Annotated in this window: 23 protein-coding genes; 18 read left to right on the top strand and 5 right to left on the bottom strand. The window is 57.5% G+C overall.

Features of this window, described 5'->3' with window-relative positions:
- The 12 genes from rpsH to rplQ all read left to right on the top strand — a co-directional run bounded on the left by rpsH (position 1) and on the right by rplQ (position 7,811).
- Complete coding sequence (gene rpsH, locus FY156_10025) at positions 1-399, top strand: 30S ribosomal protein S8 (GenBank protein UXS01781.1); 399 nt, start codon at positions 1-3, stop codon at positions 397-399.
- A 42-nt stretch (positions 400-441) separates the two neighbouring features.
- Positions 442-975, top strand: coding sequence for a 50S ribosomal protein L6 (gene rplF, locus FY156_10020; GenBank protein ID UXS01780.1), 534 nt, complete (start codon positions 442-444; stop codon positions 973-975).
- 12 nt (positions 976-987) lie between these two features.
- A complete protein-coding gene (gene rplR, locus FY156_10015; GenBank protein ID UXS01779.1) occupies positions 988-1,350 on the top strand; it encodes a 50S ribosomal protein L18 in 363 nt (120 codons plus the stop codon).
- A 120-nt stretch (positions 1,351-1,470) separates the two neighbouring features.
- Complete coding sequence (gene rpsE / locus FY156_10010; protein ID UXS01778.1) at positions 1,471-2,040, top strand: 30S ribosomal protein S5; 570 nt, start codon at positions 1,471-1,473, stop codon at positions 2,038-2,040.
- An 11-nt stretch (positions 2,041-2,051) separates the two neighbouring features.
- Positions 2,052-2,258: a 50S ribosomal protein L30 gene (rpmD, locus tag FY156_10005; GenBank protein UXS01777.1), complete on the top strand. Its 207-nt coding sequence runs from the start codon at positions 2,052-2,054 to the stop codon at positions 2,256-2,258.
- A gap of 16 nt (positions 2,259-2,274) precedes the next feature.
- Positions 2,275-2,754 (top strand): 50S ribosomal protein L15, encoded by a 480-nt coding sequence (locus FY156_10000; GenBank protein UXS01776.1) that lies wholly within the window; start codon positions 2,275-2,277, stop codon positions 2,752-2,754.
- 233 nt (positions 2,755-2,987) lie between these two features.
- Complete coding sequence (secY, locus tag FY156_09995; GenBank protein UXS01775.1) at positions 2,988-4,328, top strand: preprotein translocase subunit SecY; 1,341 nt, start codon at positions 2,988-2,990, stop codon at positions 4,326-4,328.
- On the top strand, positions 4,325-4,915 hold the full coding sequence (locus tag FY156_09990; protein ID UXS01774.1) for an adenylate kinase: 591 nt from the start codon (positions 4,325-4,327) through the stop codon (positions 4,913-4,915). The genes secY and FY156_09990 overlap by 4 nt, the downstream gene beginning before the upstream one ends.
- A gap of 251 nt (positions 4,916-5,166) precedes the next feature.
- Positions 5,167-5,535 (top strand): 30S ribosomal protein S13, encoded by a 369-nt coding sequence (gene rpsM, locus FY156_09985; protein ID UXS01773.1) that lies wholly within the window; start codon positions 5,167-5,169, stop codon positions 5,533-5,535.
- Between the two features lie 138 nt (positions 5,536-5,673).
- The gene (gene rpsK / locus FY156_09980; GenBank protein ID UXS01772.1) at positions 5,674-6,063 is read left to right on the top strand and encodes a 30S ribosomal protein S11; all 390 of its coding nucleotides are present in this window, start codon (positions 5,674-5,676) and stop codon (positions 6,061-6,063) included.
- Positions 6,064-6,256: 193 nt separating this feature from the next.
- On the top strand, positions 6,257-7,267 hold the full coding sequence (locus tag FY156_09975; GenBank protein UXS01771.1) for a DNA-directed RNA polymerase subunit alpha: 1,011 nt from the start codon (positions 6,257-6,259) through the stop codon (positions 7,265-7,267).
- A gap of 118 nt (positions 7,268-7,385) precedes the next feature.
- Positions 7,386-7,811, top strand: a complete 426-nt coding sequence (rplQ, locus tag FY156_09970; GenBank protein UXS01770.1) for a 50S ribosomal protein L17 — start codon at positions 7,386-7,388, stop codon at positions 7,809-7,811.
- A gap of 181 nt (positions 7,812-7,992) precedes the next feature.
- Here rplQ and FY156_09965 read toward each other — a convergent pair whose 3' ends face one another.
- Entirely contained in the window at positions 7,993-8,865 is an 873-nt protein-coding gene (locus tag FY156_09965; protein ID UXS01769.1) for a DUF817 domain-containing protein, read from the bottom strand.
- A gap of 66 nt (positions 8,866-8,931) precedes the next feature.
- Between FY156_09965 and FY156_09960 the strand changes: the two genes are divergently transcribed.
- The gene (locus tag FY156_09960) at positions 8,932-9,348 is read left to right on the top strand and encodes a DUF2809 domain-containing protein (protein ID UXS01768.1); all 417 of its coding nucleotides are present in this window, start codon (positions 8,932-8,934) and stop codon (positions 9,346-9,348) included.
- On the opposite strand, the gene msrQ is transcribed toward FY156_09960, so the two are convergent.
- Entirely contained in the window at positions 9,311-9,970 is a 660-nt protein-coding gene (msrQ, locus tag FY156_09955) for a protein-methionine-sulfoxide reductase heme-binding subunit MsrQ (protein UXS01767.1), read from the bottom strand. The genes FY156_09960 and msrQ overlap by 38 nt on opposite strands.
- Positions 9,971-9,972: 2 nt before the next feature.
- Entirely contained in the window at positions 9,973-10,914 is a 942-nt protein-coding gene (gene msrP / locus FY156_09950; protein UXS01766.1) for a protein-methionine-sulfoxide reductase catalytic subunit MsrP, read from the bottom strand.
- Positions 10,915-11,220: 306 nt separating this feature from the next.
- Here msrP and ilvD point away from each other — a divergent pair, with 306 nt between their 5' ends.
- Together ilvD and FY156_09940 are read left to right on the top strand one after the other, a co-directional pair.
- Entirely contained in the window at positions 11,221-13,062 is a 1,842-nt protein-coding gene (ilvD, locus tag FY156_09945; protein UXS01765.1) for a dihydroxy-acid dehydratase, read from the top strand.
- Positions 13,063-13,295: 233 nt separating this feature from the next.
- A complete protein-coding gene (locus FY156_09940) occupies positions 13,296-14,297 on the top strand; it encodes a serine hydrolase (GenBank protein UXS03106.1) in 1,002 nt (333 codons plus the stop codon).
- A gap of 14 nt (positions 14,298-14,311) precedes the next feature.
- Here FY156_09940 and FY156_09935 read toward each other — a convergent pair whose 3' ends face one another.
- Positions 14,312-14,665: a hypothetical protein gene (locus FY156_09935; GenBank protein UXS01764.1), complete on the bottom strand. Its 354-nt coding sequence runs from the start codon at positions 14,663-14,665 to the stop codon at positions 14,312-14,314.
- Between the two features lie 159 nt (positions 14,666-14,824).
- Between FY156_09935 and FY156_09930 the strand changes: the two genes are divergently transcribed.
- Both FY156_09930 and FY156_09925 read left to right on the top strand, forming a co-directional pair.
- Positions 14,825-16,231, top strand: coding sequence for a DegQ family serine endoprotease (locus FY156_09930; GenBank protein ID UXS01763.1), 1,407 nt, complete (start codon positions 14,825-14,827; stop codon positions 16,229-16,231).
- On the top strand, positions 16,228-17,544 hold the full coding sequence (locus FY156_09925) for a replication-associated recombination protein A (GenBank protein UXS01762.1): 1,317 nt from the start codon (positions 16,228-16,230) through the stop codon (positions 17,542-17,544). Before FY156_09930 ends, FY156_09925 begins: the two co-directional genes overlap by 4 nt.
- A 121-nt stretch (positions 17,545-17,665) precedes the next feature.
- Here FY156_09925 and FY156_09920 read toward each other — a convergent pair whose 3' ends face one another.
- Positions 17,666-17,980: a DUF1883 domain-containing protein gene (locus FY156_09920; GenBank protein ID UXS01761.1), complete on the bottom strand. Its 315-nt coding sequence runs from the start codon at positions 17,978-17,980 to the stop codon at positions 17,666-17,668.
- 271 nt (positions 17,981-18,251) lie between these two features.
- Between FY156_09920 and FY156_09915 the strand changes: the two genes are divergently transcribed.
- Positions 18,252-20,045, top strand: a complete 1,794-nt coding sequence (locus FY156_09915; protein ID UXS03105.1) for a HAMP domain-containing protein — start codon at positions 18,252-18,254, stop codon at positions 20,043-20,045.
- The last annotated feature ends 205 nt before the right edge of the window (positions 20,046-20,250 follow it).

Genomic DNA, 20,250 nt, shown 5'->3' with positions numbered 1-20,250 from the left:
ATGACCATGACTGATCCTTTGGGTGATATGCTCACCCGCATCCGCAATGGTGCTGCTCGCCGTAAGTCTTCGGTAAGCACTCCTGCCTCCAGCCTCCGCGCACGCGTTCTCGATGTGCTGCAGTCTGAAGGCTACATTCGCGGTTATTCCAAGGTCGATTTCGAAAACGGCAAGTCCGAATTCAACATCGAACTGAAGTACTACGAAGGCGCGTCCGTGATCCGTGAGATCGGCCGCGTTTCCAAGCCGGGCCGCCGAGTTTATGTCTCGGTTAAGTCCATTCCGCAGGTCGCGAACGGCCTCGGCATCACCATCCTTTCGACTCCGAAGGGCGTGATGGCCGATCACCAGGCTCGCGAACAGAACGTTGGTGGCGAGGTTCTTTGCTCGGTCTTCTAAGACCGCGCAAGGATCTCCATAGCGAACAGACAGGATTGAAACATGTCTCGTATCGGTAAAAAGCCCGTTCCGGTTCCCGCGGGTGTGACGGCCAATGTTGATGGCCAGAAGGTCACCGCAAAGGGCCCGAAGGGTGAACTGTTTTTCGTCGCAAACGACGACATCCAGCTCAAGCTCGAAGATAACGGCGTTTCGGTAACGCCGGCAAACACCACGAAGGAAGCTCGTTCGAAGTGGGGCATGTCCCGCACGATGATCGAGAACATCTTCAAGGGTGTTAAGGATGGCTACGAGCGCAAGCTCGAAATCAACGGCGTCGGTTACCGTGCCGCGATGCAGGGCAAGAACCTGCAGCTCGCACTCGGCTTCAGCCACGACGTTGTTTACGAGCCGCCGCAGGGCATTACGATTGCCGTGCCGAAGCCGACGGAAATCATCATTTCCGGTATCAACAAGCAGCAGGTCGGACAGGTTGCCGCGGAAATCCGCGAATACCGTGGCCCCGAGCCCTACAAGGGCAAGGGCGTCAAGTACGCTGAAGAGCGTATTGTCCGCAAAGAAGGCAAGAAGAAGTAAGGATCACGCGAAATGGCTAGCAGGAAAGAAGCACTTGCACGTCGCGCGAGCCGTGTGCGCCGCCAGCTTAAGGCGGTTGCCAATGGCCGCCCGCGCCTGTCGGTTCATCGCTCGTCGAAGAACATCTATGCTCAGGTCATCGATGACGTTGCCGGCAAGACGCTTGCGTCTGCCTCCACGCTCGAAGCTGATCTGCGCGGTTCGCTGAAGACCGGTGCAGACGTTGCAGCAGCAGCGGTAGTCGGCAAGCTCGTTGCAGAGCGTGCGGCAAAGGCCGGCGTCAAAGAGGTTGTATTCGACCGTGGCGCGTTCATCTACCACGGTCGCGTTAAGGCCTTGGCAGAAGCTGCCCGCGAAGGCGGTCTGAGCTTCTAATCTTTTATCCGCCCGGTTCTGCCGGGCGGATTTTCACCGGACCATGCAGGTTTCAGCAATGAGACCGGTGGTCCTTCTCTCGTTTGCCGTTCTACCCGCAAAAGAAAAAGGACAAGGACAATGGCACAGGATAAAAGAGGTTCGCGCGACGATCGCCAGAACCGCGAAGAGCGTGATAGCGAATTCGTCGACAAGCTGGTCGCGATCAACCGCGTTGCAAAAGTTGTTAAGGGCGGCCGTCGCTTCGGTTTCGCTGCTCTCGTCGTCGTTGGCGACCAGAAGGGCCGCGTTGGTTTCGGTCACGGCAAGGCTCGTGAAGTTCCGGAAGCAATCCGCAAGGCAACTGAAAGCGCAAAGCGCGATCTGATCTTCGTACCGCTGCGCGATGGCCGTACGCTGCATCACGACGTAAACGGTCGTCACGGCGCTGGCAAGGTTCTGCTTCGCTCCGCCAAGGCCGGTACCGGTATCATCGCCGGTGGTCCGATGCGCGCAGTTTTCGAAACGCTCGGCGTTCATGACGTTGTTGCCAAGTCGACCGGTTCTTCGAACCCGTACAACATGGTTCGCGCTACGTTCGACGCTCTGAAGCACCAGGTTCATCCTAAGGACATCGCTGCACAGCGCGGTCTGAAGTATGCAACGCTGCAGGCTCGTCGTGCCGCTTCCGGCAACGCTTCTGAAGAATAAGGAGCTGGATCATGGCCAAGAAGACTACTGAAGCCAAGAAGACTGTTACGGTCGAACAGATCGGCAGCCCAATCCGCCGCCCGGCAATCCAGCGTCAGACGCTGGTCGGTCTGGGTCTCAACAAGATGCACCGTCAGCGTACCCTGGAAGATACTCCGGCGGTTCGTGGCATGATCCGTGCGGTCCAGCATCTCGTTCGCGTCGTTGACGAGAAGTGAGACGGAGTAACCTATCATGAAACTCAATGAAATCAGAGACAACGAAGGCTCCTCCAAGGACCGTATCCGCGTAGGTCGCGGTATTGGTTCTGGCAAGGGCAAGACCGGTGGTCGCGGTGTAAAGGGTCAGAAGGCTCGTTCGGGCGTTGCCATCAACGGCTTCGAAGGCGGTCAGATGCCTATCTACCGTCGTCTGCCGAAGCGCGGCTTCAACAACATTTTCGGTTCCGAATATGCTGTTGTTTCGCTCGGTCGTATCCAGACGGCTATCGACGCCAAGAAGCTCGACGCTTCCGCGACGATTGACGCAGCCGCTCTCAAGGCCGCTGGCGTTATCCGTCGTCCGAAGGACGGCGTTCGCATTCTCGCTGACGGCGAACTGAAGGCAAAGGTTGCCTTCGAAGTTGCTGGTGCTTCCAAGCCTGCGATCGAAAAGATCGAAAAGGCTGGCGGTTCCATCAAGCTTCTCGTTGTTGCAGCAGAAGCTGCCGAATAATATTTCGACTTTCAGGCGCCCGGTGTGTTTCACTCCGGGCGTTTGCGCTCCTATATGAGAGCCTCACGGTCTTGATCTCCCGCAGGGGAGGGGATAGACACACGAAAACAGGGTGAGGCATGATGGCGGCGGAAAGCCGCGTTCGTCCGAAGCCCGGTTTTTGACCAGTATCTTTTAGACCTTTCCGCATGTGCCGGTTGTAGCCGGTAGGCAGAGGTCCTTCGGAGAAATTTATGGCTTCAGCAGCGGAACAACTGGCTTCGAACCTGAATTTTTCGACCTTCGCTAAGGCGGAGGATCTGAAAAAGCGTCTCTGGTTTACACTTGCCGCACTTCTCGTCTACCGTCTCGGCACCCATATTCCGCTTCCGGGTTTGAACCCAGAAGCCTATGCACAGGCCTTCCGCGGCCAGGCCAACGGTATTCTCGGTCTTTTCAACATGTTTGCGGGCGGCGCTGTCGAGCGTATGGCGATTTTCGCCCTCGGCATCATGCCTTACATCTCCGCTTCGATCATCGTGCAGCTCATGACATCTGTCGTGCCCTCGCTCGAAGCGTTGAAGAAGGAAGGCGAAGCCGGACGCAAGATCATCAACCAGTACACCCGTTACGGTACGGTTCTGCTCGGTACTCTTCAGGCTTACGGTATTGCCGTTGGTCTCGAGAGTGGCAACGGTCTCGTGATCGATCCGGGCTGGTTCTTCCGTGTCTCGACGGTCATCACGCTGCTCGGCGGCACGATGTTCCTGATGTGGCTCGGTGAGCAGATCACCTCACGCGGTATCGGCAACGGTATTTCGCTGATCATCTTCGCCGGTATTGCTGCCGGTCTGCCGACGGCTCTGGCCGGTACGCTCGAACTCGGTCGTACGGGTGCGTTGTCCACAACGCTGATCCTGCTCGTAGTGGTCGTCGCGATTCTCGTTATTGCCCTGATCGTTTTTGTCGAGCGTGCGCAGCGCCGCTTGTTGATCCAGTATCCAAAACGACAGGTCGGCAACCGCATGTTCCAGGGCGATACGTCGCACCTGCCGCTGAAGCTCAACACCGCAGGCGTCATTCCAGCGATCTTCGCGTCGTCTCTGCTGCTTCTGCCGGCAACCGCCGCAGGTTTTGCCGGTAATACCAGCCTGCCGACATGGGCGACATCCATCATTGCCGCGCTCCAGCATGGACAGCCGCTGTTCATGGCGCTCTATGGCCTGCTGATCGCCTTCTTCGCCTTCTTCTACACGGCTATCGTCTTCAATCCGAAGGATACTGCCGATAACCTTAAGAAGCATGGCGGCTTCATTCCCGGTATTCGCCCTGGCGAACGCACCGCGGAGTACATCGATTACGTTCTGACGCGTATCACCTTGATCGGTGCGATTTATCTGGTCTTCGTGTGTATCCTTCCTGAGACACTTATCGCTCGTACGGGTATTCCATTAGCCCTTGGTGGTACTTCGCTTTTGATCGTAGTCAGTGTAACGCTAGATACCGTTGCGCAGATTCAGGGACACCTGATCGCCCAGCAATATGAGGGGTTGATCAAGAAATCGAAGTTGCGTGGAGGAAAGAGGGGACGATGAGACTGATATTTTTGGGTCCGCCGGGTGCGGGCAAAGGAACCCAGGCAAAGCGCTTGACCGACAAGTATGGGATTCCGCAGCTTTCTACCGGTGACATGCTTCGTGCTGCTGTCAGCGCAGGCACAGAGATCGGCAAACGCGCCAAGGCCGTCATGGACGCGGGCGGGCTGGTTTCTGACGATATCGTCAATCAAATCGTTTCTGAGCGCATCGTGGGTGCGGACTGTACGAAGGGATTTATTCTCGACGGCTATCCGCGCACGGTCCCGCAGGCCAAGGCGCTGGCGGACAACATGCGCGACAACAACCTCGTTCTCGATGCGGTTATCGAATTGAAGGTTGATGAGGAGGCGTTGATTCGCCGAATCGAAAACCGTGTGGCAGAGACCATTGCAGCCGGCGGCACTGTCCGTTCGGATGACAATCCGGAATCTTTCCGCAAGCGGTTGACCGAATATCGCGAGAAGACAGCGCCGCTGTCTCAGTACTATAGCGAGCAAGGTCAGCTCGTCACGCTCGATGGTATGGCTGATGTTGATGCCGTGACCCGCGCGATCGAGGGTGCCCTCGAGAAAGCATCGGCCTGACAGGCTGGTCGATCCTCTGGATCGAAAAAAGAATCTTGGCGGAGCTGGTTGCTTTTTTGCGCTGATTCCGTTAAACACCGCGCCAACTCGCGACAACCCAAGCGACTGGCGCGGATTTCCCGAAGGGACGGGATATCCGGGTACGGTCGTTTTGACTTGTCGCGGACACCAATTTTGAACTGGCGGTCTTTCGTGCCGCTCAAATGGAATCACCACTTGCCGGATGGCAACTGGAACCAAGGAGAACAGACGTGGCACGTATCGCTGGCGTCAATATCCCGACTGCGAAGCGCGTTGTTATTGCGCTGACCTACATTCACGGGATTGGTCCGAAATTCGCGCAGGAAATCATGGACAAGGTTGGCCTTCCGGCTGACAAGCGCGTTCATCAGCTTACGGATGCTGAAGTTCTTCAGATCCGTGAAGCCATCGACCGTGACTACCAGGTCGAAGGTGACCTGCGTCGCGAGACCTCGATGAACATCAAGCGTCTGATGGACCTCGGTTGCTACCGTGGTCTGCGTCACCGTCGTGGCCTGCCGGTCCGCGGTCAGCGCACGCACACCAACGCCCGCACCCGCAAGGGTCCGGCGAAGGCGATCGCTGGTAAGAAGAAGTAATTTTCCGGTTTTCCGGAAAGGGGAGGCTGGTGCAGTCCGCGCCAGCCTTTCTGAGTTTGGCGAAAAGCCCGTTTTCGGGCGGATTGCCGGTGTAGCCGCTGGTGTTACGGCGGTGAAGAGATCAACGAAAGGTATACCATGGCCAAGGAAGCCACACGCGTCCGTCGTCGCGAACGCAAAAACATCACGTCTGGCGTTGCGCACGTCAACTCGACCTTCAACAACACGATGATCACCATCACCGACGCACAGGGCAACGCTATTGCCTGGTCGTCTGCTGGTGCCAAGGGCTTCAAGGGTTCGCGTAAGTCGACCCCGTTCGCTGCCCAGATCGCTGCTGAAGATTGCGCGAAGAAGGCTCAGGAACACGGCATGAAGTCGCTTGAAGTTGAAGTTTGCGGTCCGGGTTCGGGTCGTGAATCTGCACTTCGCGCTCTGCAGGCTGCCGGTTTCATGATTACTTCCATTCGCGACGTGACGCCGATCCCGCACAACGGTTGCCGTCCGCGCAAGAAGCGCCGCGTCTGACGCGACCGTGGTTCGGAAATTCCGCCTTTCCTTCAGGTCTGGCGGAATTTTCGTGTATCTGGCGTGTGCGCGCTGATTTCGATCGGCGGACTTGCGCTCAAGAACCCATCGATGAACCGGCATAGGTTCCTCTCGATGTTTTCATGCTCGGTCCGTCACGATTGGATGGTGGCGGCGAACGGAAGGTTTAAAGATGATTCAGAAGAACTGGCAGGAACTTATCAAGCCGAACAAGGTCGAGTTCACCTCGTCCAGCCGCACGAAGGCAACGCTCGTTGCTGAGCCGCTGGAGCGTGGTTTCGGCCTGACGCTCGGCAACGCGCTTCGTCGCGTTCTGTTGTCCTCCCTGCGCGGCGCTGCTGTAACCGCCGTGCAGATCGACGGTGTTCTGCACGAGTTCTCCTCTATTCCCGGTGTACGGGAAGATGTGACGGACATCGTGCTCAACATCAAGGAAATCGCTATCAAGATGGATGGCGACGATTCCAAGCGCATGGTCGTGCGTAAGCAGGGTCCTGGTGCTGTTACCGCTGGCGATATCCAGACGGTTGGCGACATCGAAATCCTCAATCCCGACCACGTAATCTGCACGCTGGACGACGGCGCTGAAATCCGCATGGAATTCACCGTCAACAACGGCAAAGGCTACGTGCCGGCAGAGCGCAACCGCGCGGAAGATGCCCCTATCGGCCTCATTCCGGTGGACAGCCTCTATTCTCCGGTCAAGAAAGTGTCCTACAAGGTGGAAAACACCCGTGAAGGCCAGGTTCTTGACTACGACAAGCTGATCATGACGATCGAGACCAACGGTTCGGTTTCCGGCGAAGACGCCGTAGCCTTCGCCGCTCGTATCCTTCAGGACCAGCTGGGCGTCTTCGTCAACTTCGACGAGCCGCAGAAGGAAGCAGAAGAAGAATCGGTTACCGAACTCGCGTTCAACCCGGCGCTTCTCAAGAAGGTCGACGAGCTCGAACTGTCTGTTCGTTCGGCTAACTGCCTGAAGAATGACAACATCGTCTACATCGGCGACCTGATTCAGAAGACCGAGGCCGAAATGCTTCGCACTCCGAACTTCGGTCGCAAGTCGCTCAACGAAATCAAGGAAGTTCTCGCTTCCATGGGTCTGCACCTCGGCATGGAAGTGCCGGCATGGCCGCCAGAGAACATCGAAGATCTCGCGAAGCGTTACGAAGACCAGTACTAACAAAAGACAAGGCAGGACCGTAAAGACTGCCTTTCCCCGTCAAACAGCAGGTAAGTCACCTGCATGTGCCAGGAAACGGCAGATCCCAAAGGGAACCCTGCATTAAAGGAGAATAGCAATGCGCCACGGAAATTCAGGCCGCAAGCTCAATAGAACCGCCAGCCACCGCAAGGCAATGTTTGCCAACATGGCTGCTTCGCTCATCACCCATGAGCAGATCGTAACCACGCTTCCGAAGGCGAAGGAAATTCGCCCGATCGTTGAGAAGCTCGTGACGCTTGGCAAGCGCGGCGACCTGCACGCTCGTCGTCAGGCGATCTCGCAGATCAAGGATCAGGACGCTGTTCGCAAGCTGTTCGACGCGATCGCAGCTCGTTACGCAAACCGCAACGGCGGCTACCTGCGTATCATGAAGGCTGGCTTCCGCCAGGGCGACAACGCTGCTCTGGCAGTTGTTGAATTCGTTGAGCGTGACGTCGACGCCAAGGGCGCAGCCGACAAGGCTCGCGTTGCTGCTGAAGCTGCTGCTGCCGAAGCTGCGTAAGTTCCGACACCCTTGCGGTGTCATTCGATAAAAAGCCGGGTGAGCGATCACCCGGCTTCTTTGTGTTTGGCGTTATCCGGGTGAGGGGACCGGTTGGGTGGATCGACAGGTGCTGACGGAGTCCGCGTCGAAACGGAACGACAGCCCTTCTTCAGGTTCATCTTCGCCAGGACGGTTCACGTCATTCGGGAACGTAGATGCGGCTCTTGATATGTTTGAGATGGGCCACGATCGTGAAGGTCATGATGACCAGCAGTGACCAGGAACTCCACTTGCCGATATGGACGATGGACCAGGCACCAATCTGATCGGGGTACTTCCAGATCCCGAAGAAGGTGGAGATGTTTTCCGCGAGCCAGACAAAAAAGCCGATGAGCACGAATGACAGCAGCAAAGGCATTTTGCGGTCGCGGTCATAGGGGCGGTAGATGACTGTAGCGCGGGCGTAGAGGCCGATTGCGCAAGCGGCGATATACCAGCGATAATCGTCGATAAAGTGATGTGTGAAGAAGTTGGCGTAAATCGCAACGCCGATCAGCGTTGCCATCCAATACGGCGGATGGTGGCGGATACGGACATCGAGCAGCCGCCACGCCTGAATGATGTAACTGCCGACCGCCGCATACATGAAGCCGGAAAACAGCGGCACGCCAAAAACCTTGGTATAGGCGAAGTCCGGATAGGACCATGATTGTATGGTGCCGGACGTCTTGAACACCTCCAGGGCAAAACCAACGATGTGGAACAGGAGGATCGCCTTGGCTTCGTCGAGCGTCTCCAGCTTGCTCCAGATCATGAAAAACTGGATGGCGAGCGCGATAACGAGCAGTACGTCATAACGCGGCAGTCCGAAGAGAGCAGTGCGCGGAACAAGGAAGATCGACAGGAAAAACAGTCCGGCAAACATGCAGGCACGGGCCTCCTTGATGCCGGAATACAGAAATTCGACCGCGAAGCGCTTTAAGCCGCGCAACTCGCCCCAGGGCTTGATATCGCAGAGAAACCTGTCGATCAGGGCGAGGCGGCTTGTGGGGTAGGTGGTATCGCTCGTCAAAACCCGTTGATCCTCAATGTGCGGCAATGTTGTCTGTCTACGGCAACCGGTCGTAAAGAGATATTTATGATCGCCGATTCACACCGATTTTATGGCACCCGTGTGGGGTCCCTGTTCGCCGCCGTCCTGGTGATTTTTGCCGGGCTGGCGCTGCGTCGCTACGGCTATACCATCGGATTGCCGTTCATGGTCGTGAAGTATGGAGGCTCGGTCCTCTGGGGATCGATGGTCTGTTTTCTGATGGCAATGTTCATGGGGGCGGAGAGGCGATCGCTGGCTGCGCCATTGGCGTGTGCAGTGGCGATACTGGTCGAACTTATAAGGCTCGTCCATTTCCCGGCGCTTGATGCGTTTCGAGCAACAACCACCGGCGCTTTGCTGCTCGGCCGCGTTTTTTCGTTGTGGAATATCGCCTGTTATCTCGTTGGCATCTTACTGGCGGCGTTTATCGCGAGACGGTTCTGGCTGTCGTCGCGCTTTTAGCGGCCCGCCTGCGTGCCATGAGCGTCGGCCGCACCAGCCGGTAGCCCAGCAGGATGACCATGATGCTGATGTAAAAGACCGGTTCCAGCGTCATGGACTTTCGCGCCAGCACGAAGTGCAGAACGCCCGCCAGCAGGATCGGGTAGGCAAGTTTGTGCAGAGTGTTCCAGCGGCCGCCAAGGGTGCGGATCGACCAGCGGTTTGATGTCAGTGCCAGCGGGATGAGCATCAGAAGGCCTGCCATGCCAAGCATGATGTAAGGTCGCTTCAGGATGTCGCCGGCGATCGAGCTGAGGATCAGGCCGCGATCGAGCACAAGATAGACGGTGAAATGCGCCAGCACGTAATAAAAGGCAATAAGACCCAGCGCGCGCCTGTAGGCGATGAGGTTGATGTTAAAAAGGTCGCGCATCGGCGTGACCATCAATCCCAGACAGAGAAAGCGCAGTGCCCAGATACCGAGAAGGTGTTCAAAATCCTTTACAGGATTGAACCCCAGGCCCCCCGTCGCCGCGAGGTAGAAATACAATACGCCCGGCGCCAGACCGACAATGTAAAGTGCCCAGATCGCCGCCGGCTGATAGCGCTTCGGCAGGGAGGGAAGGGTAAGAGCAAAAGCCATGGTCAGTAATTCGCCTTGAGGTCCAGGCCGGTGTAGAGGTTTGCGACCTCTTCATAACCATTGAACATCAGGGTCGGGCGGTTCTCCACGCCAAAGAATCCACCTTCACCAATGCGTTGTTCCGTCGCCTGGCTCCAGCGGGGATGATCGACGTTCGGATTGACGTTGGAATAGAAACCGTATTCCCGCGCGTTGGAGTTCTTCCAGGTCGTTTCCGGCTGCTGTTCGACCAGAGAGATGCGGACGATGGACTTGATGCCCTTGAACCCGTACTTCCAGGGAACAACGAGCCGGACCGGCGCGCCGTTCTGGTTCGGCAGGGTTTCACCATAAAGACCGAGCGCCAGAATGGTCAGCGGATGACGGGCTTCATCAAGCCGCAGACCCTCGACATAAGGCCATTTCAGCGGCTGGAAGAGACCGCGCTGTCCAGGCATTTCCTCGGGCCTGACAATGGTTTCGAAAGCCACATATTTGGCGCTGCCCAACGGTTCGACCTTGTCCAGAAGTGTTGCAAGCGGAAATCCGATCCACGGGATCGCCATAGACCAGCCTTCAACGCAGCGCATGCGGTAGGTGCGTTCTTCGAGTTGATACTTCAGGAGATCTTCGATCCCAAACTCCTGTGGTTTACCGACGAGGCCGTCGACCTTTAGCGTCCAGGGATTCGGTTTGAAGTCGCCTGAATATTCCTTCGGATCTGATTTGCCGACGCCGAATTCATAGAAATTGTTGTAGCTCGTCACGGCGTCGAGGGGCGTCAGCTTCTCGTCGAGTTTGTAGGCGCCGGGTTTCGCGGCAAGTGGGGCTGCGATTGCGTCGCGGCCGGCCAACCCGATAGCTGCCAGCCCGGCCGCAGTCCCCAGAAAGGAACGCCGCGAGAGATAGATGCCCTTGGGCGTGATCTCGCTGGCTGCGATGCGAGGGGGACGATAGGCGGGCATGTGAACCTCCACAAAAGCCGGGCGTAACGGCGACAAATCGATTATGATAATGAATACGGCTGTTGCACAGAGATGTTTCAAGACGTGTTATAAAAACTGTATGAAGACCGTAAAAATCGCGGATTTGTGATGTGATCTGTCGAAATTGCGTGATGATCTCAGTGCGTACCGTACCGAACCGTACTGTTTTGCCGGAAGGTGACAGTGACAGGGCCTGTGGTTTGCGCTAGAAAAACGGCAAAACGGGAAGGGAAGGTGCCGCGATGAGCGGTGTTATCCCTTCGCCAACAGATCGAGGAAAACACCATGCCAGTTTATCGCTCCAGAACGACAACTCACGGCCGCAATATGGCCGGCGCCCGCGGCCTTTGGCGCGCGACCGGCATGAAGGACGGCGATTTCGGCAAGCCGATCATTGCGGTGGTCAATTCGTTCACGCAGTTCGTGCCGGGCCACGTTCACCTAAAGGATCTTGGCCAGCTCGTCGCGCGCGAAATCGAAGCTGCTGGTGGTGTCGCCAAGGAATTCAACACGATCGCGGTTGATGACGGTATCGCCATGGGTCACGATGGCATGCTCTATTCGCTGCCTTCACGCGAAATCATCGCGGATTCCGTTGAATACATGGTCAACGCCCATTGCGCCGACGCGATGGTCTGCATTTCCAACTGCGACAAGATCACCCCCGGCATGCTGAATGCCGCGATGCGCCTAAACATCCCGGCGGTCTTCGTATCCGGCGGCCCGATGGAAGCGGGCAAGGTCGTGCTTCACGGCAAAACGGTCGCGCTCGATCTGGTCGATGCCATGGTTGCTGCTGCCGATGACAAGGTTTCCGACGAAGACGTTCAGGTCATCGAGCGTTCCGCTTGCCCGACCTGCGGTTCGTGCTCCGGTATGTTCACGGCCAATTCGATGAACTGTCTGACCGAGGCACTGGGCCTGTCTTTGCCCGGCAATGGCTCGACGCTCGCCACTCACTCGGATCGCAAGCGTCTGTTCGTTGAAGCCGGTCATCTGATCGTTGATCTGGCACGCCGTTATTACGAGCAGGACGACGAAACCGTTCTGCCACGCACCATCGCCTCGAAGGCCGCGTTCGAAAACGCCATGTCGCTCGATATCGCCATGGGCGGTTCCACCAACACGGTTCTGCACATTCTCGCGGCTGCTTACGAAGGCGGCGTCGATTTCGGCATGGAAGACATCGACCGTCTGTCGCGCAAGGTGCCTTGCCTCTCCAAGGTCGCGCCCGCCAAGCAGGACGTGCACATGGAAGACGTTCACCGTGCCGGTGGTATCATGCGTATTCTCGGCGAACTGGATCGCGGCGGTCTTATCAACCGCGATACCTACACCGTGCATGAAGCGACGCTTGGCGACGCCATCGATCGTTGGGATATTACCCGCACCAACAGCGAAACCGTGCGCCAGTTCTTCAAGGCGGCTCCGGGCGGCGTTCCGACGCAGGTTGCCTTCAGCCAGTCGTCGCGCTGGGATGATCTCGACACAGACAGTGAAAACGGCGTTATCCGCTCTGTCGAAAAGCCTTTCTCCAAGGACGGCGGTCTGGCCGTGCTTTACGGCAACATCGCGCTCGATGGCTGCATCGTGAAGACTGCCGGTGTGGACGAGTCGATCCTGAAATTCACTGGCCCGGCGGTTGTCTATGAAAGCCAGGATGCGGCCGTGAAGGGCATTCTCGGCAACGAGGTCAAGGCAGGTGACGTCGTGGTCATTCGCTATGAAGGACCAAAGGGCGGCCCGGGCATGCAGGAAATGCTCTATCCGACCAGCTACCTCAAGTCCAAGGGCCTCGGCAAAGCCTGCGCGCTCATCACTGACGGTCGCTTCTCGGGCGGCACCTCTGGTCTGTCCATTGGTCACGCCTCGCCGGAAGCCGGGCAGGGCGGCGCCATCGGTCTCGTGCGCCAGGGTGATACGATTGAAATCGATATCCCCAACCGTACGATCAACCTCAAGGTCGCGGATGCAGAACTCGCGTCGCGCCGCGCCGAGCAGGACCAGCTTGGCTGGAAGCCGGCCGCACCGCGCAAGCGTAACGTCACCACGGCGCTCAAGGCCTATGCTGCCTTTGCTGCCAGCGCTGACAAGGGTGCCGTTCGCATTCTGCCTGACGCCGAGTGATAGAGCGTTCGCTTGAAGCCAATACGAAAGCCGCCCTCAGGGGCGGCTTTTTTGTTGAGGACTGCAGCTTCAGAAAGCGATTCAAGTCTTTGGGGATGTGATTCCAAAAATCCATCTAAGCCTTTGAACATATTCAATAAGCATTCGAAACCAGAAGAATTCTACCGGTCACGTTGGAGTGATGTGCGCCGAACATGCCTTTTCCGAATTCAACCCGTTCCTATCTCGCCTTTATGAAAAGACGAACAGCGCTCGCCATTCTCGGCGCCTTGCCCTTTGCTTCCATCGCCCGCGCCCAGACCGGCGGGGGAAATGATCGTTTCGAGCCTGCCTTGAGGAATGCGGATGCGCTTTCCAGCCTCAAGACTGTGATCGTTAGCGTTGATGGCAACGAGACCGCGAGCCGCGCCTATCACGGTGCGGCGCTCAACGGCTCCACCAACATCAAGTCCGCGTCGAAATCCATCGTCTCTGCTCTGGTTGGCATGGCGATCGACAAAAAGGTTCTTGATGGCGTGGAGCAGCCGATTGCAACGGTGTTGCGGAGCAGTTTTCCAACCAATCCCGATCCGAGGCTGGAAAGGGTTACCATTGGCAATCTGCTTTCCATGCAGTCCGGCCTGGAGCGCATGTCAGGGCCGAATTACGGTCGATGGGTGTCCAGCCGGGATTGGGTGCGGACGGCGCTGGGCTCCGGTTTCGCGGGCGAGCCGGGCGGTGGCATGCTTTACTCGACCGGTTCCACCCACCTGCTCTCGGCCATTCTCACCAAGGCGTCGGGCCGCTCGACATTGGCCTTGGCACGCGAGTGGTTTCGTCCATTGAAAGGTTTTTCGATCGGCGCGTGGGAACGCGATCCGCAGGGCATCTATCTCGGTGGCAACCAGATGGCGATGACGGCGCGGTCACTGCTGGCCTTTGGCGAGCTTTATCGGCGCGGCGGCGTGACGCCGGATGGTGAGCGATTGCTGCCGCAGGCCTGGATCGACCAGTCATGGCAGCAACGGACCAATTCCGTGTTCAATGGCGACGGTTACGGTTACTGCTGGTTCATCAAGGAGATGGCGGGAGAGCAGGTTTATTACGCCTGGGGTTATGGCGGGCAGATGCTCTACATCGTGCCCGCTAAAAAGCTTTCGGTGGTGATGACGTCGCGTGAGGATGCCCCCTCCGCCAGAACCGGTTACCGCGACCAGTTGCATGGGCTGATGGGGGAGATTATTCGCGCAGCCTGACTTAGCAGCCTGACTTATAGGGGGCGGGAAATGCTTTCAAAGGCTTCGTTGAGTTTCTTCATCCGCTCGTGATAGGCGCCGGTCAGGCAGGTGGCATCCGCACCGCATTCCTGGCGTCTCTTCAGCCACTGGCTTTGTTCGTCGCGTAGCGTGTCGCGCGCGCCCATCGCCATAAGCTGCGTGAGAATGTCGAAGGTCGTTACCATCTTGACGTCGAGATCGTTGAGAACACGATTGTCGCAGATCGCCTTTTCGTCGGCCGCCAGATCCTGCTTTTCACAGTCGAAACTGGCGGCGTGGGCTGGTGCGGCGGTGATGATCGTTACCGCAGCGATGGAAAGGGCAAAGAAACCGGTTTTGAACGTCATGCTGTCTGTATCCCTGAATATTGTCAGGGTTTGAAAGCCGGAAGGCATCGGTTTGTTCCATCCGCCCATTCTTGAAAGCGCCAGCCATCATCTTGCCGTGCTTTCATTTATAGGCTGGCTGGTTATAACTTTATCATACTGATGAAGATGAGGAATCACATGCCGAGCATGTTGAAATGTCTGTCCAGCGGCCTTGTCGCTGCCCTTCTTTTCCTGCCAGGCGCGGCGGGTGCACAAGACAACAAGACTGTACCGACCAGTCACACGGAAATGCAGTTGTCCTTCGCGCCGCTCGTCAAGCGCACTGCCGGAGCCGTGGTCAACGTCTATGCCGAGCGTGCCGTCCAGCGCCGACTTTCGCCGTTCGCTGGCGATCCGTTCTTTGAGCAGTTCTTCGGCCAGCAATTGCCGAACCGCACGGAAAAACAATCGTCGCTCGGTTCCGGCGTTATTCTTACGGCCGGTGGTCTTGTGGTGACGAACAACCACGTGATCGACGGCGCCGACGATATTAAGGTGGCCCTTGCCGATGGTCGGGAGTTTGCGTCCAAGGTTCTGCTGAAAGACGACCGGCTTGACCTTGCCGTGCTGCAGATCGACGCCAAGGAACAATTCCCAATGTTGCCGCTCGGCAATTCGGATGCGGTCGAAGTCGGCGATCTCGTGCTTGCCATCGGTAACCCGTTTGGTGTCGGCCAGACGGTGACCAGCGGTATCGTTTCGGCGCTGGCGCGCAATCAGGTGGTTCAGGGCGATTTCGGTTTCTTTATCCAGACCGATGCCTCCATCAATCCGGGCAACTCGGGTGGCGCGTTGATGAACATGAACGGTGAGCTGATCGGCATCAACACGGCGATCTTCTCCAAAGGTGGCGGTTCCAACGGTATCGGGTTTGCCATTCCGGCCAATCTGGTCCGGGTGTTCATTGCCGCTGCGGAAAAGGGTGATGCCAGCTTCCAGCGTCCCTATATCGGTGCGACCTTCGATCCCGTCACATCCGATGTCGCAGAGGCGCTTGGCCTTGACCGTGCCAGAGGTGCGCTGGTTGTCAGCGTCGTGAAGGGCGGTCCTGCCGAGAAGGCTGGCGTCGAGCCGGGACAGGTCATCACGGCCGTCAACGGTATTGAGGTAGAGCATCCAGACGCGCTGGGCTACCGCCTGACGACGGCGGGTATCGGCAAATCTGCCGAGTTGACGGTCATGGACAAGGGGCAGGCCCGAAAGGTCACCATTGCGCTTGATTCCGCGCCTGAAACGGCACCGCGCGACGAGCGCCTGATTGAAGGTCGCAATCCCTTTGCCGGCGCCACTGTCGCAAACCTTTCGCCGAAACTGGCGGATGAGCTGCGCATGCCCTCGCAGGTGAACGGTGTTGTCATTGTCGACGTCAAACGCGGCTCACCGGCTTACCGCGTCGGTTTCCAGCCGAAGGACATTCTGCTGTCGCTGAACGGAGAGGATGTCTCTTCGACAGCGGCCGTCGAGAAGGTGCTGGATGACAATCCCGGTTTCTGGCGAGTGGAAATCATGCGCGACGGTCAACGCATCCGGCAGTTCCTTCGATGAGCGATGACCTCTTCGCGCCGCAGGTTCCGACAGAGGTTGCCAACAGGCGACCTCTTGCCGACCGCCTGCGTCCGAAGACCTTGGCTGAAGTCACCGGCCAATCACATCTGACGGGCGAAGAGGGCGCATTGCGCCGCATGATTGACAGCGGGTCGCTTGGCTCGATGATCTTCTGGGGTCCGCCGGGAACGGGAAAAACAACCGTTGCCCGGCTGCTCTCCGGTGAAGCGGGCCTCGCTTTCGAACAGATATCGGCAATCTTCTCCGGTGTCGCAGACCTCAAGAAAGTCTTTGAATCGGCCCGTACGCGGCGCATGAATGGCCGTCAGACTCTGCTGTTCGTTGACGAGATCCATCGTTTCAACCGTGCGCAGCAGGATAGCTTTCTTCCGGTCATGGAGGATGGCACCATCATTCTTGTCGGCGCCACCACCGAGAACCCATCCTTCGAACTCAACGCGGCTCTCTTGTCGCGGGCGCGGGTACTGACCTTCCACTCGCACGATGAGGACAGCCTTGCCGAGTTGTTGAAGCGCGCGGAGCAGGCTGAGGCAAGGCCCTTGCCACTGAGCGACGATGCGCGCGCCAGTCTCATCCGCATGGCGGATGGCGATGGCCGTGCGGTGTTGACGCTGGCTGAGGAAGTCTGGCGTGCCGCCCGCAAGGATGAAGTTTTCGACACCGAAGGGCTGACGCGTATCGTACAGCGCCGTGCTCCGGTTTACGACAAGAGCCAGGATGGCCATTACAATCTGATCTCGGCGCTGCATAAGTCCGTGCGCGGCTCAGACCCCGATGCCTCGCTTTATTATCTCTGCCGCATGTTCGATGCCGGGGAGGACCCGCTTTACATCGGCCGCCGGCTCGTGCGGATGGCGGTTGAGGATATCGGTCTCGCCGATCCGCAGGCGCTGGTGATCTGCAACGCGGCAAAGGATGCCTACGATTATCTGGGGTCTCCTGAAGGCGAACTGGCGCTGGCACAGGCCTGCATTTATCTGGCGACCGCACCGAAGTCGAATGCTGTCTACACAGCCTTCAAATCGGCAATGCGGGCAGCCAAGGAGAACGGATCGCTGGTGCCGCCCAAGCATATTCTGAATGCGCCGACCAAGCTGATGAAGGGTGAAGGCTACGGAGACGGCTATCGTTACGATCACGATGAGCCCGACGCGTTCTCCGGCCAGGATTACTTCCCTGAAAAGATGGGGAGGACCACCTTTTATGATCCGCCGGACCGGGGTTTCGAACGTGACATTCGCAAGCGGCTGGACTGGTGGGCGAAGCTGCGGCGAGAAAGAGGACAGCGTTAGGCGCTGTTCCTCATAAAATGAATCACCTGCTTTGCAGAATGATTCCGTAAATGCCCGTATCTTGCTGTTTTCAGATTCTTTTTCGAATGCGTGGTTTGTTCCTCAGGCGTCAGGCGGGCCGTCAGGACGCCTTGCGCTGCGGTATGGCGGCCGCCTGGGCCGGCAACATCTTCACGGAAGATTCCGCCAGGCCGCTGTGTCCCTCGGCATCGATCACCAGGTGCCAATGCATCGTTTCAGGTATGGTGATGCGGATTGGCGATTTCTTGGCGACACCACCGAGATATTTGAAATCCAGCAGTTCGGTGAAACGCTGAAAATTCGCCCCCGTCATCAGGCGCACATTGTTGATGGCCGTCAACGAGATTTCGATGATCGTACCAGCGCGCAATTCTCTCAGATCGTAGTGGGTGAAACGGAAATTCGGCTTCGCCATGGCTCGCCTCTCAATGCTGCAAATTCAAGAACAGAATAAAAGCTTCAACGTTAATGCTGTCTTTAAAAATGGAACGAAACCGTTCTGGTTCCAAAATTTCTGTACAGCTTCCGGACGTTTAGTTGCGTGTCGGACCATCAATCCGTGTATTTGGAATACAATACTAAGGTCTAATAACTGTATTTAATAATAATCAATTTTTTGACTTTAGAGTTGGCTGGCTAAATTGCAACTATAGGCGGTCGAACTTATGAAGAACACCAAGATATCTATGCGCCTTTATGCGCTTGTCGCGTTGTTTCTGGTGATATTGGCGACTGCTCTTACGTTCAGCCTGTTGGAAAGTTACCGGGGAATGGAGCGGGAACGTAAAGCAGGGTTGGAATCGATGAACCACACGGCCATCGCTATTCTTGACCAATATTATCGCATGGAGCAAAGCGGAAGTCTTTCTCGGGAGGCAGCGCAGCAGCAGGCCAAGGCCACGATTGCAGCGATGCGATATGGAAATGGCAGCGGCTATTTCTGGATCAACGACATGCATCCGAAAATGGTGATGCATCCCATCAAACCGGAAATGAACGGAACCGATCTTTCCGGAAACAAGGACCCGAACGGCAAGGCGCTGTTCGTTGAGTTCGTCAACACGGTCAAGGCCAGCGGGCAGGGCTTTGTCGACTATTACTGGCCGAAGCCCGGCGCGCCTGAGCCCGTCGAGAAATTCTCGCACGTTGCCGGTTTCGCTCCCTGGGGCTGGATTGTCGGTACCGGTGTCTATGTTGACGACCTGAAGGCGGTTTTCTGGAGGGACGCTTATCTCAACGCGGCCATCTGCCTTGTCGGAGGTCTTCTGGTCATTGCTGCTGCAACTGCGACGATCCGCGGTGTCGTCAAGCCGATCGAGCGGATCAAGCACAGCATGAGCCGCATTGCCGATGGAGATGGTGAGGCAGATGTACCGTTTGCTGATCGCAGCAACGAGATAGGCGCCATGGCCAAGACGCTTCTTGTCCTGCGCAACTCCGTCAATGAGCGCAGCGCCCTGCAGCGGCGCGAGGCCGAACAGCAGCGCGCTTTGGAGGAGGCGCGTCGTGGCAACGAAATGACGTTGCGTTCGGCATCGGAGCGTCAGGATCATGCGATGAGCCAGCTTGGCAACGCGCTTGAAAACCTCGCCAATGGCGATCTGACGGTGGAAATCTCCGATATCGGCGCGGACTATGAAAAGCTGCGCACCGATTTCAACCGGGCCGTCGGAGCGCTCCACCAGGTCATCGAGGCAATCAGCAAGACAAGCCACGTCGTCAACGACAGTGCTTCCGATATCAGTGAGGCGACAGGTAATCTTTCGCGTCGGACCGAGCAGCAGGCGGCTGCTCTTGAAGAAACGGCTGCTGCACTGGATGAGATCACGGCGACGGTACGCACCGCCTCCGAGCGCGACAACGAAGCGCGGCAGATGGTTGGTGATACGAAAACCAGCGCTGGCCGTTCCGGTGAGATCGTTCGCGATGCGGTTGCAGCGATGGGGCGGATCGAAGATTCGTCGAAGCGGATCAGTCAGATCATTTCGGTGATCGACGAGATCGCCTTCCAGACCAACCTTCTCGCGCTTAACGCCGGCGTCGAGGCTGCACGCGCCGGAGAGGCCGGCCGTGGCTTTGCTGTCGTCGCGCAGGAGGTTCGCGAACTGGCGCAGCGGTCGGCCAATGCGGCCAAGGAGATCAAATCGCTGATCACCAGTTCGGCAGAAGAGGTCGGTAGCGGTGTCCGTCTTGTCCGCTCGACGGGCGATGCGCTGGAGGAGATCGTTGGCCTCGTCAATCGTGTTGACGGCCACGTCAATTCCATTGCCACCGCCGCGCGCGAGCAGGCGACGGGTTTGCACGAGATAAACACCTCCGTGAACCATATGGACCAGATGACGCAGCAGAACGCAGCCATGGTGGAGGAAACGACCGCAGCCAGCCAGACGCTTGCCGAAGAAAGCCGACAGTTGCATGCGCTGTTGTCGCGTTTCGAACTTGGACAGCAGGCGGGCCGCACGCTTTCACGCGCGGCGTGACGCTTATTGTTCAGAGGACCTCAAGGGCGCTGTTTCGACAGCGCCTTTTTCATTTGGAACAACCGGTTAACGGATTTCGGCCCGGTTCTTAGCGAAGGATAAGACTTCGTTTACCTCGTTTTACTAAAATTTTAACTGAATTGCCGCTCTGCGCGTCGAGGCGAAGGTCGAAACCGATTTTCGACATGAACGATGCGCAGGTTCA

The sequence above is a fragment of the Agrobacterium tumefaciens genome (assembly GCA_025559845.1).
Lineage (GTDB): Bacteria > Pseudomonadota > Alphaproteobacteria > Rhizobiales > Rhizobiaceae > Agrobacterium.
The sequence above is the reverse complement of the archived record's forward strand: the minus strand, read 5'-3'. Positions and strand labels throughout refer to the sequence as shown.

What these genes read in the sequence shown, in the direction of transcription:
- rpsH (UXS01781.1), top strand. Translation starts at nt 1, where the DNA reads ATGACCATGACTGATCCTTTGGGTGATATGCTCACCCGCATCCGCAAT.
- rplF (UXS01780.1), top strand. Translation starts at nt 442, where the DNA reads ATGTCTCGTATCGGTAAAAAGCCCGTTCCGGTTCCCGCGGGTGTGACG.
- rplR (UXS01779.1), top strand. Translation starts at nt 988, where the DNA reads ATGGCTAGCAGGAAAGAAGCACTTGCACGTCGCGCGAGCCGTGTGCGC.
- rpsE (UXS01778.1), top strand. Translation starts at nt 1,471, where the DNA reads ATGGCACAGGATAAAAGAGGTTCGCGCGACGATCGCCAGAACCGCGAA.
- rpmD (UXS01777.1), top strand. Translation starts at nt 2,052, where the DNA reads ATGGCCAAGAAGACTACTGAAGCCAAGAAGACTGTTACGGTCGAACAG.
- FY156_10000 (UXS01776.1), top strand. Translation starts at nt 2,275, where the DNA reads ATGAAACTCAATGAAATCAGAGACAACGAAGGCTCCTCCAAGGACCGT.
- secY (UXS01775.1), top strand. Translation starts at nt 2,988, where the DNA reads ATGGCTTCAGCAGCGGAACAACTGGCTTCGAACCTGAATTTTTCGACC.
- FY156_09990 (UXS01774.1), top strand. Translation starts at nt 4,325, where the DNA reads ATGAGACTGATATTTTTGGGTCCGCCGGGTGCGGGCAAAGGAACCCAG.
- rpsK (UXS01772.1), top strand. Translation starts at nt 5,674, where the DNA reads ATGGCCAAGGAAGCCACACGCGTCCGTCGTCGCGAACGCAAAAACATC.
- FY156_09975 (UXS01771.1), top strand. Translation starts at nt 6,257, where the DNA reads ATGATTCAGAAGAACTGGCAGGAACTTATCAAGCCGAACAAGGTCGAG.
- rplQ (UXS01770.1), top strand. Translation starts at nt 7,386, where the DNA reads ATGCGCCACGGAAATTCAGGCCGCAAGCTCAATAGAACCGCCAGCCAC.
- FY156_09960 (UXS01768.1), top strand. Translation starts at nt 8,932, where the DNA reads ATGATCGCCGATTCACACCGATTTTATGGCACCCGTGTGGGGTCCCTG.
- msrQ (UXS01767.1), bottom strand. Translation starts at nt 9,970, where the DNA reads ATGGCTTTTGCTCTTACCCTTCCCTCCCTGCCGAAGCGCTATCAGCCG.
- msrP (UXS01766.1), bottom strand. Translation starts at nt 10,914, where the DNA reads ATGCCCGCCTATCGTCCCCCTCGCATCGCAGCCAGCGAGATCACGCCC.
- ilvD (UXS01765.1), top strand. Translation starts at nt 11,221, where the DNA reads ATGCCAGTTTATCGCTCCAGAACGACAACTCACGGCCGCAATATGGCC.
- FY156_09940 (UXS03106.1), top strand. Translation starts at nt 13,296, where the DNA reads ATGAAAAGACGAACAGCGCTCGCCATTCTCGGCGCCTTGCCCTTTGCT.
- FY156_09935 (UXS01764.1), bottom strand. Translation starts at nt 14,665, where the DNA reads ATGACGTTCAAAACCGGTTTCTTTGCCCTTTCCATCGCTGCGGTAACG.
- FY156_09930 (UXS01763.1), top strand. Translation starts at nt 14,825, where the DNA reads ATGCCGAGCATGTTGAAATGTCTGTCCAGCGGCCTTGTCGCTGCCCTT.
- FY156_09925 (UXS01762.1), top strand. Translation starts at nt 16,228, where the DNA reads ATGAGCGATGACCTCTTCGCGCCGCAGGTTCCGACAGAGGTTGCCAAC.
- FY156_09920 (UXS01761.1), bottom strand. Translation starts at nt 17,980, where the DNA reads ATGGCGAAGCCGAATTTCCGTTTCACCCACTACGATCTGAGAGAATTG.
- FY156_09915 (UXS03105.1), top strand. Translation starts at nt 18,252, where the DNA reads ATGCGCCTTTATGCGCTTGTCGCGTTGTTTCTGGTGATATTGGCGACT.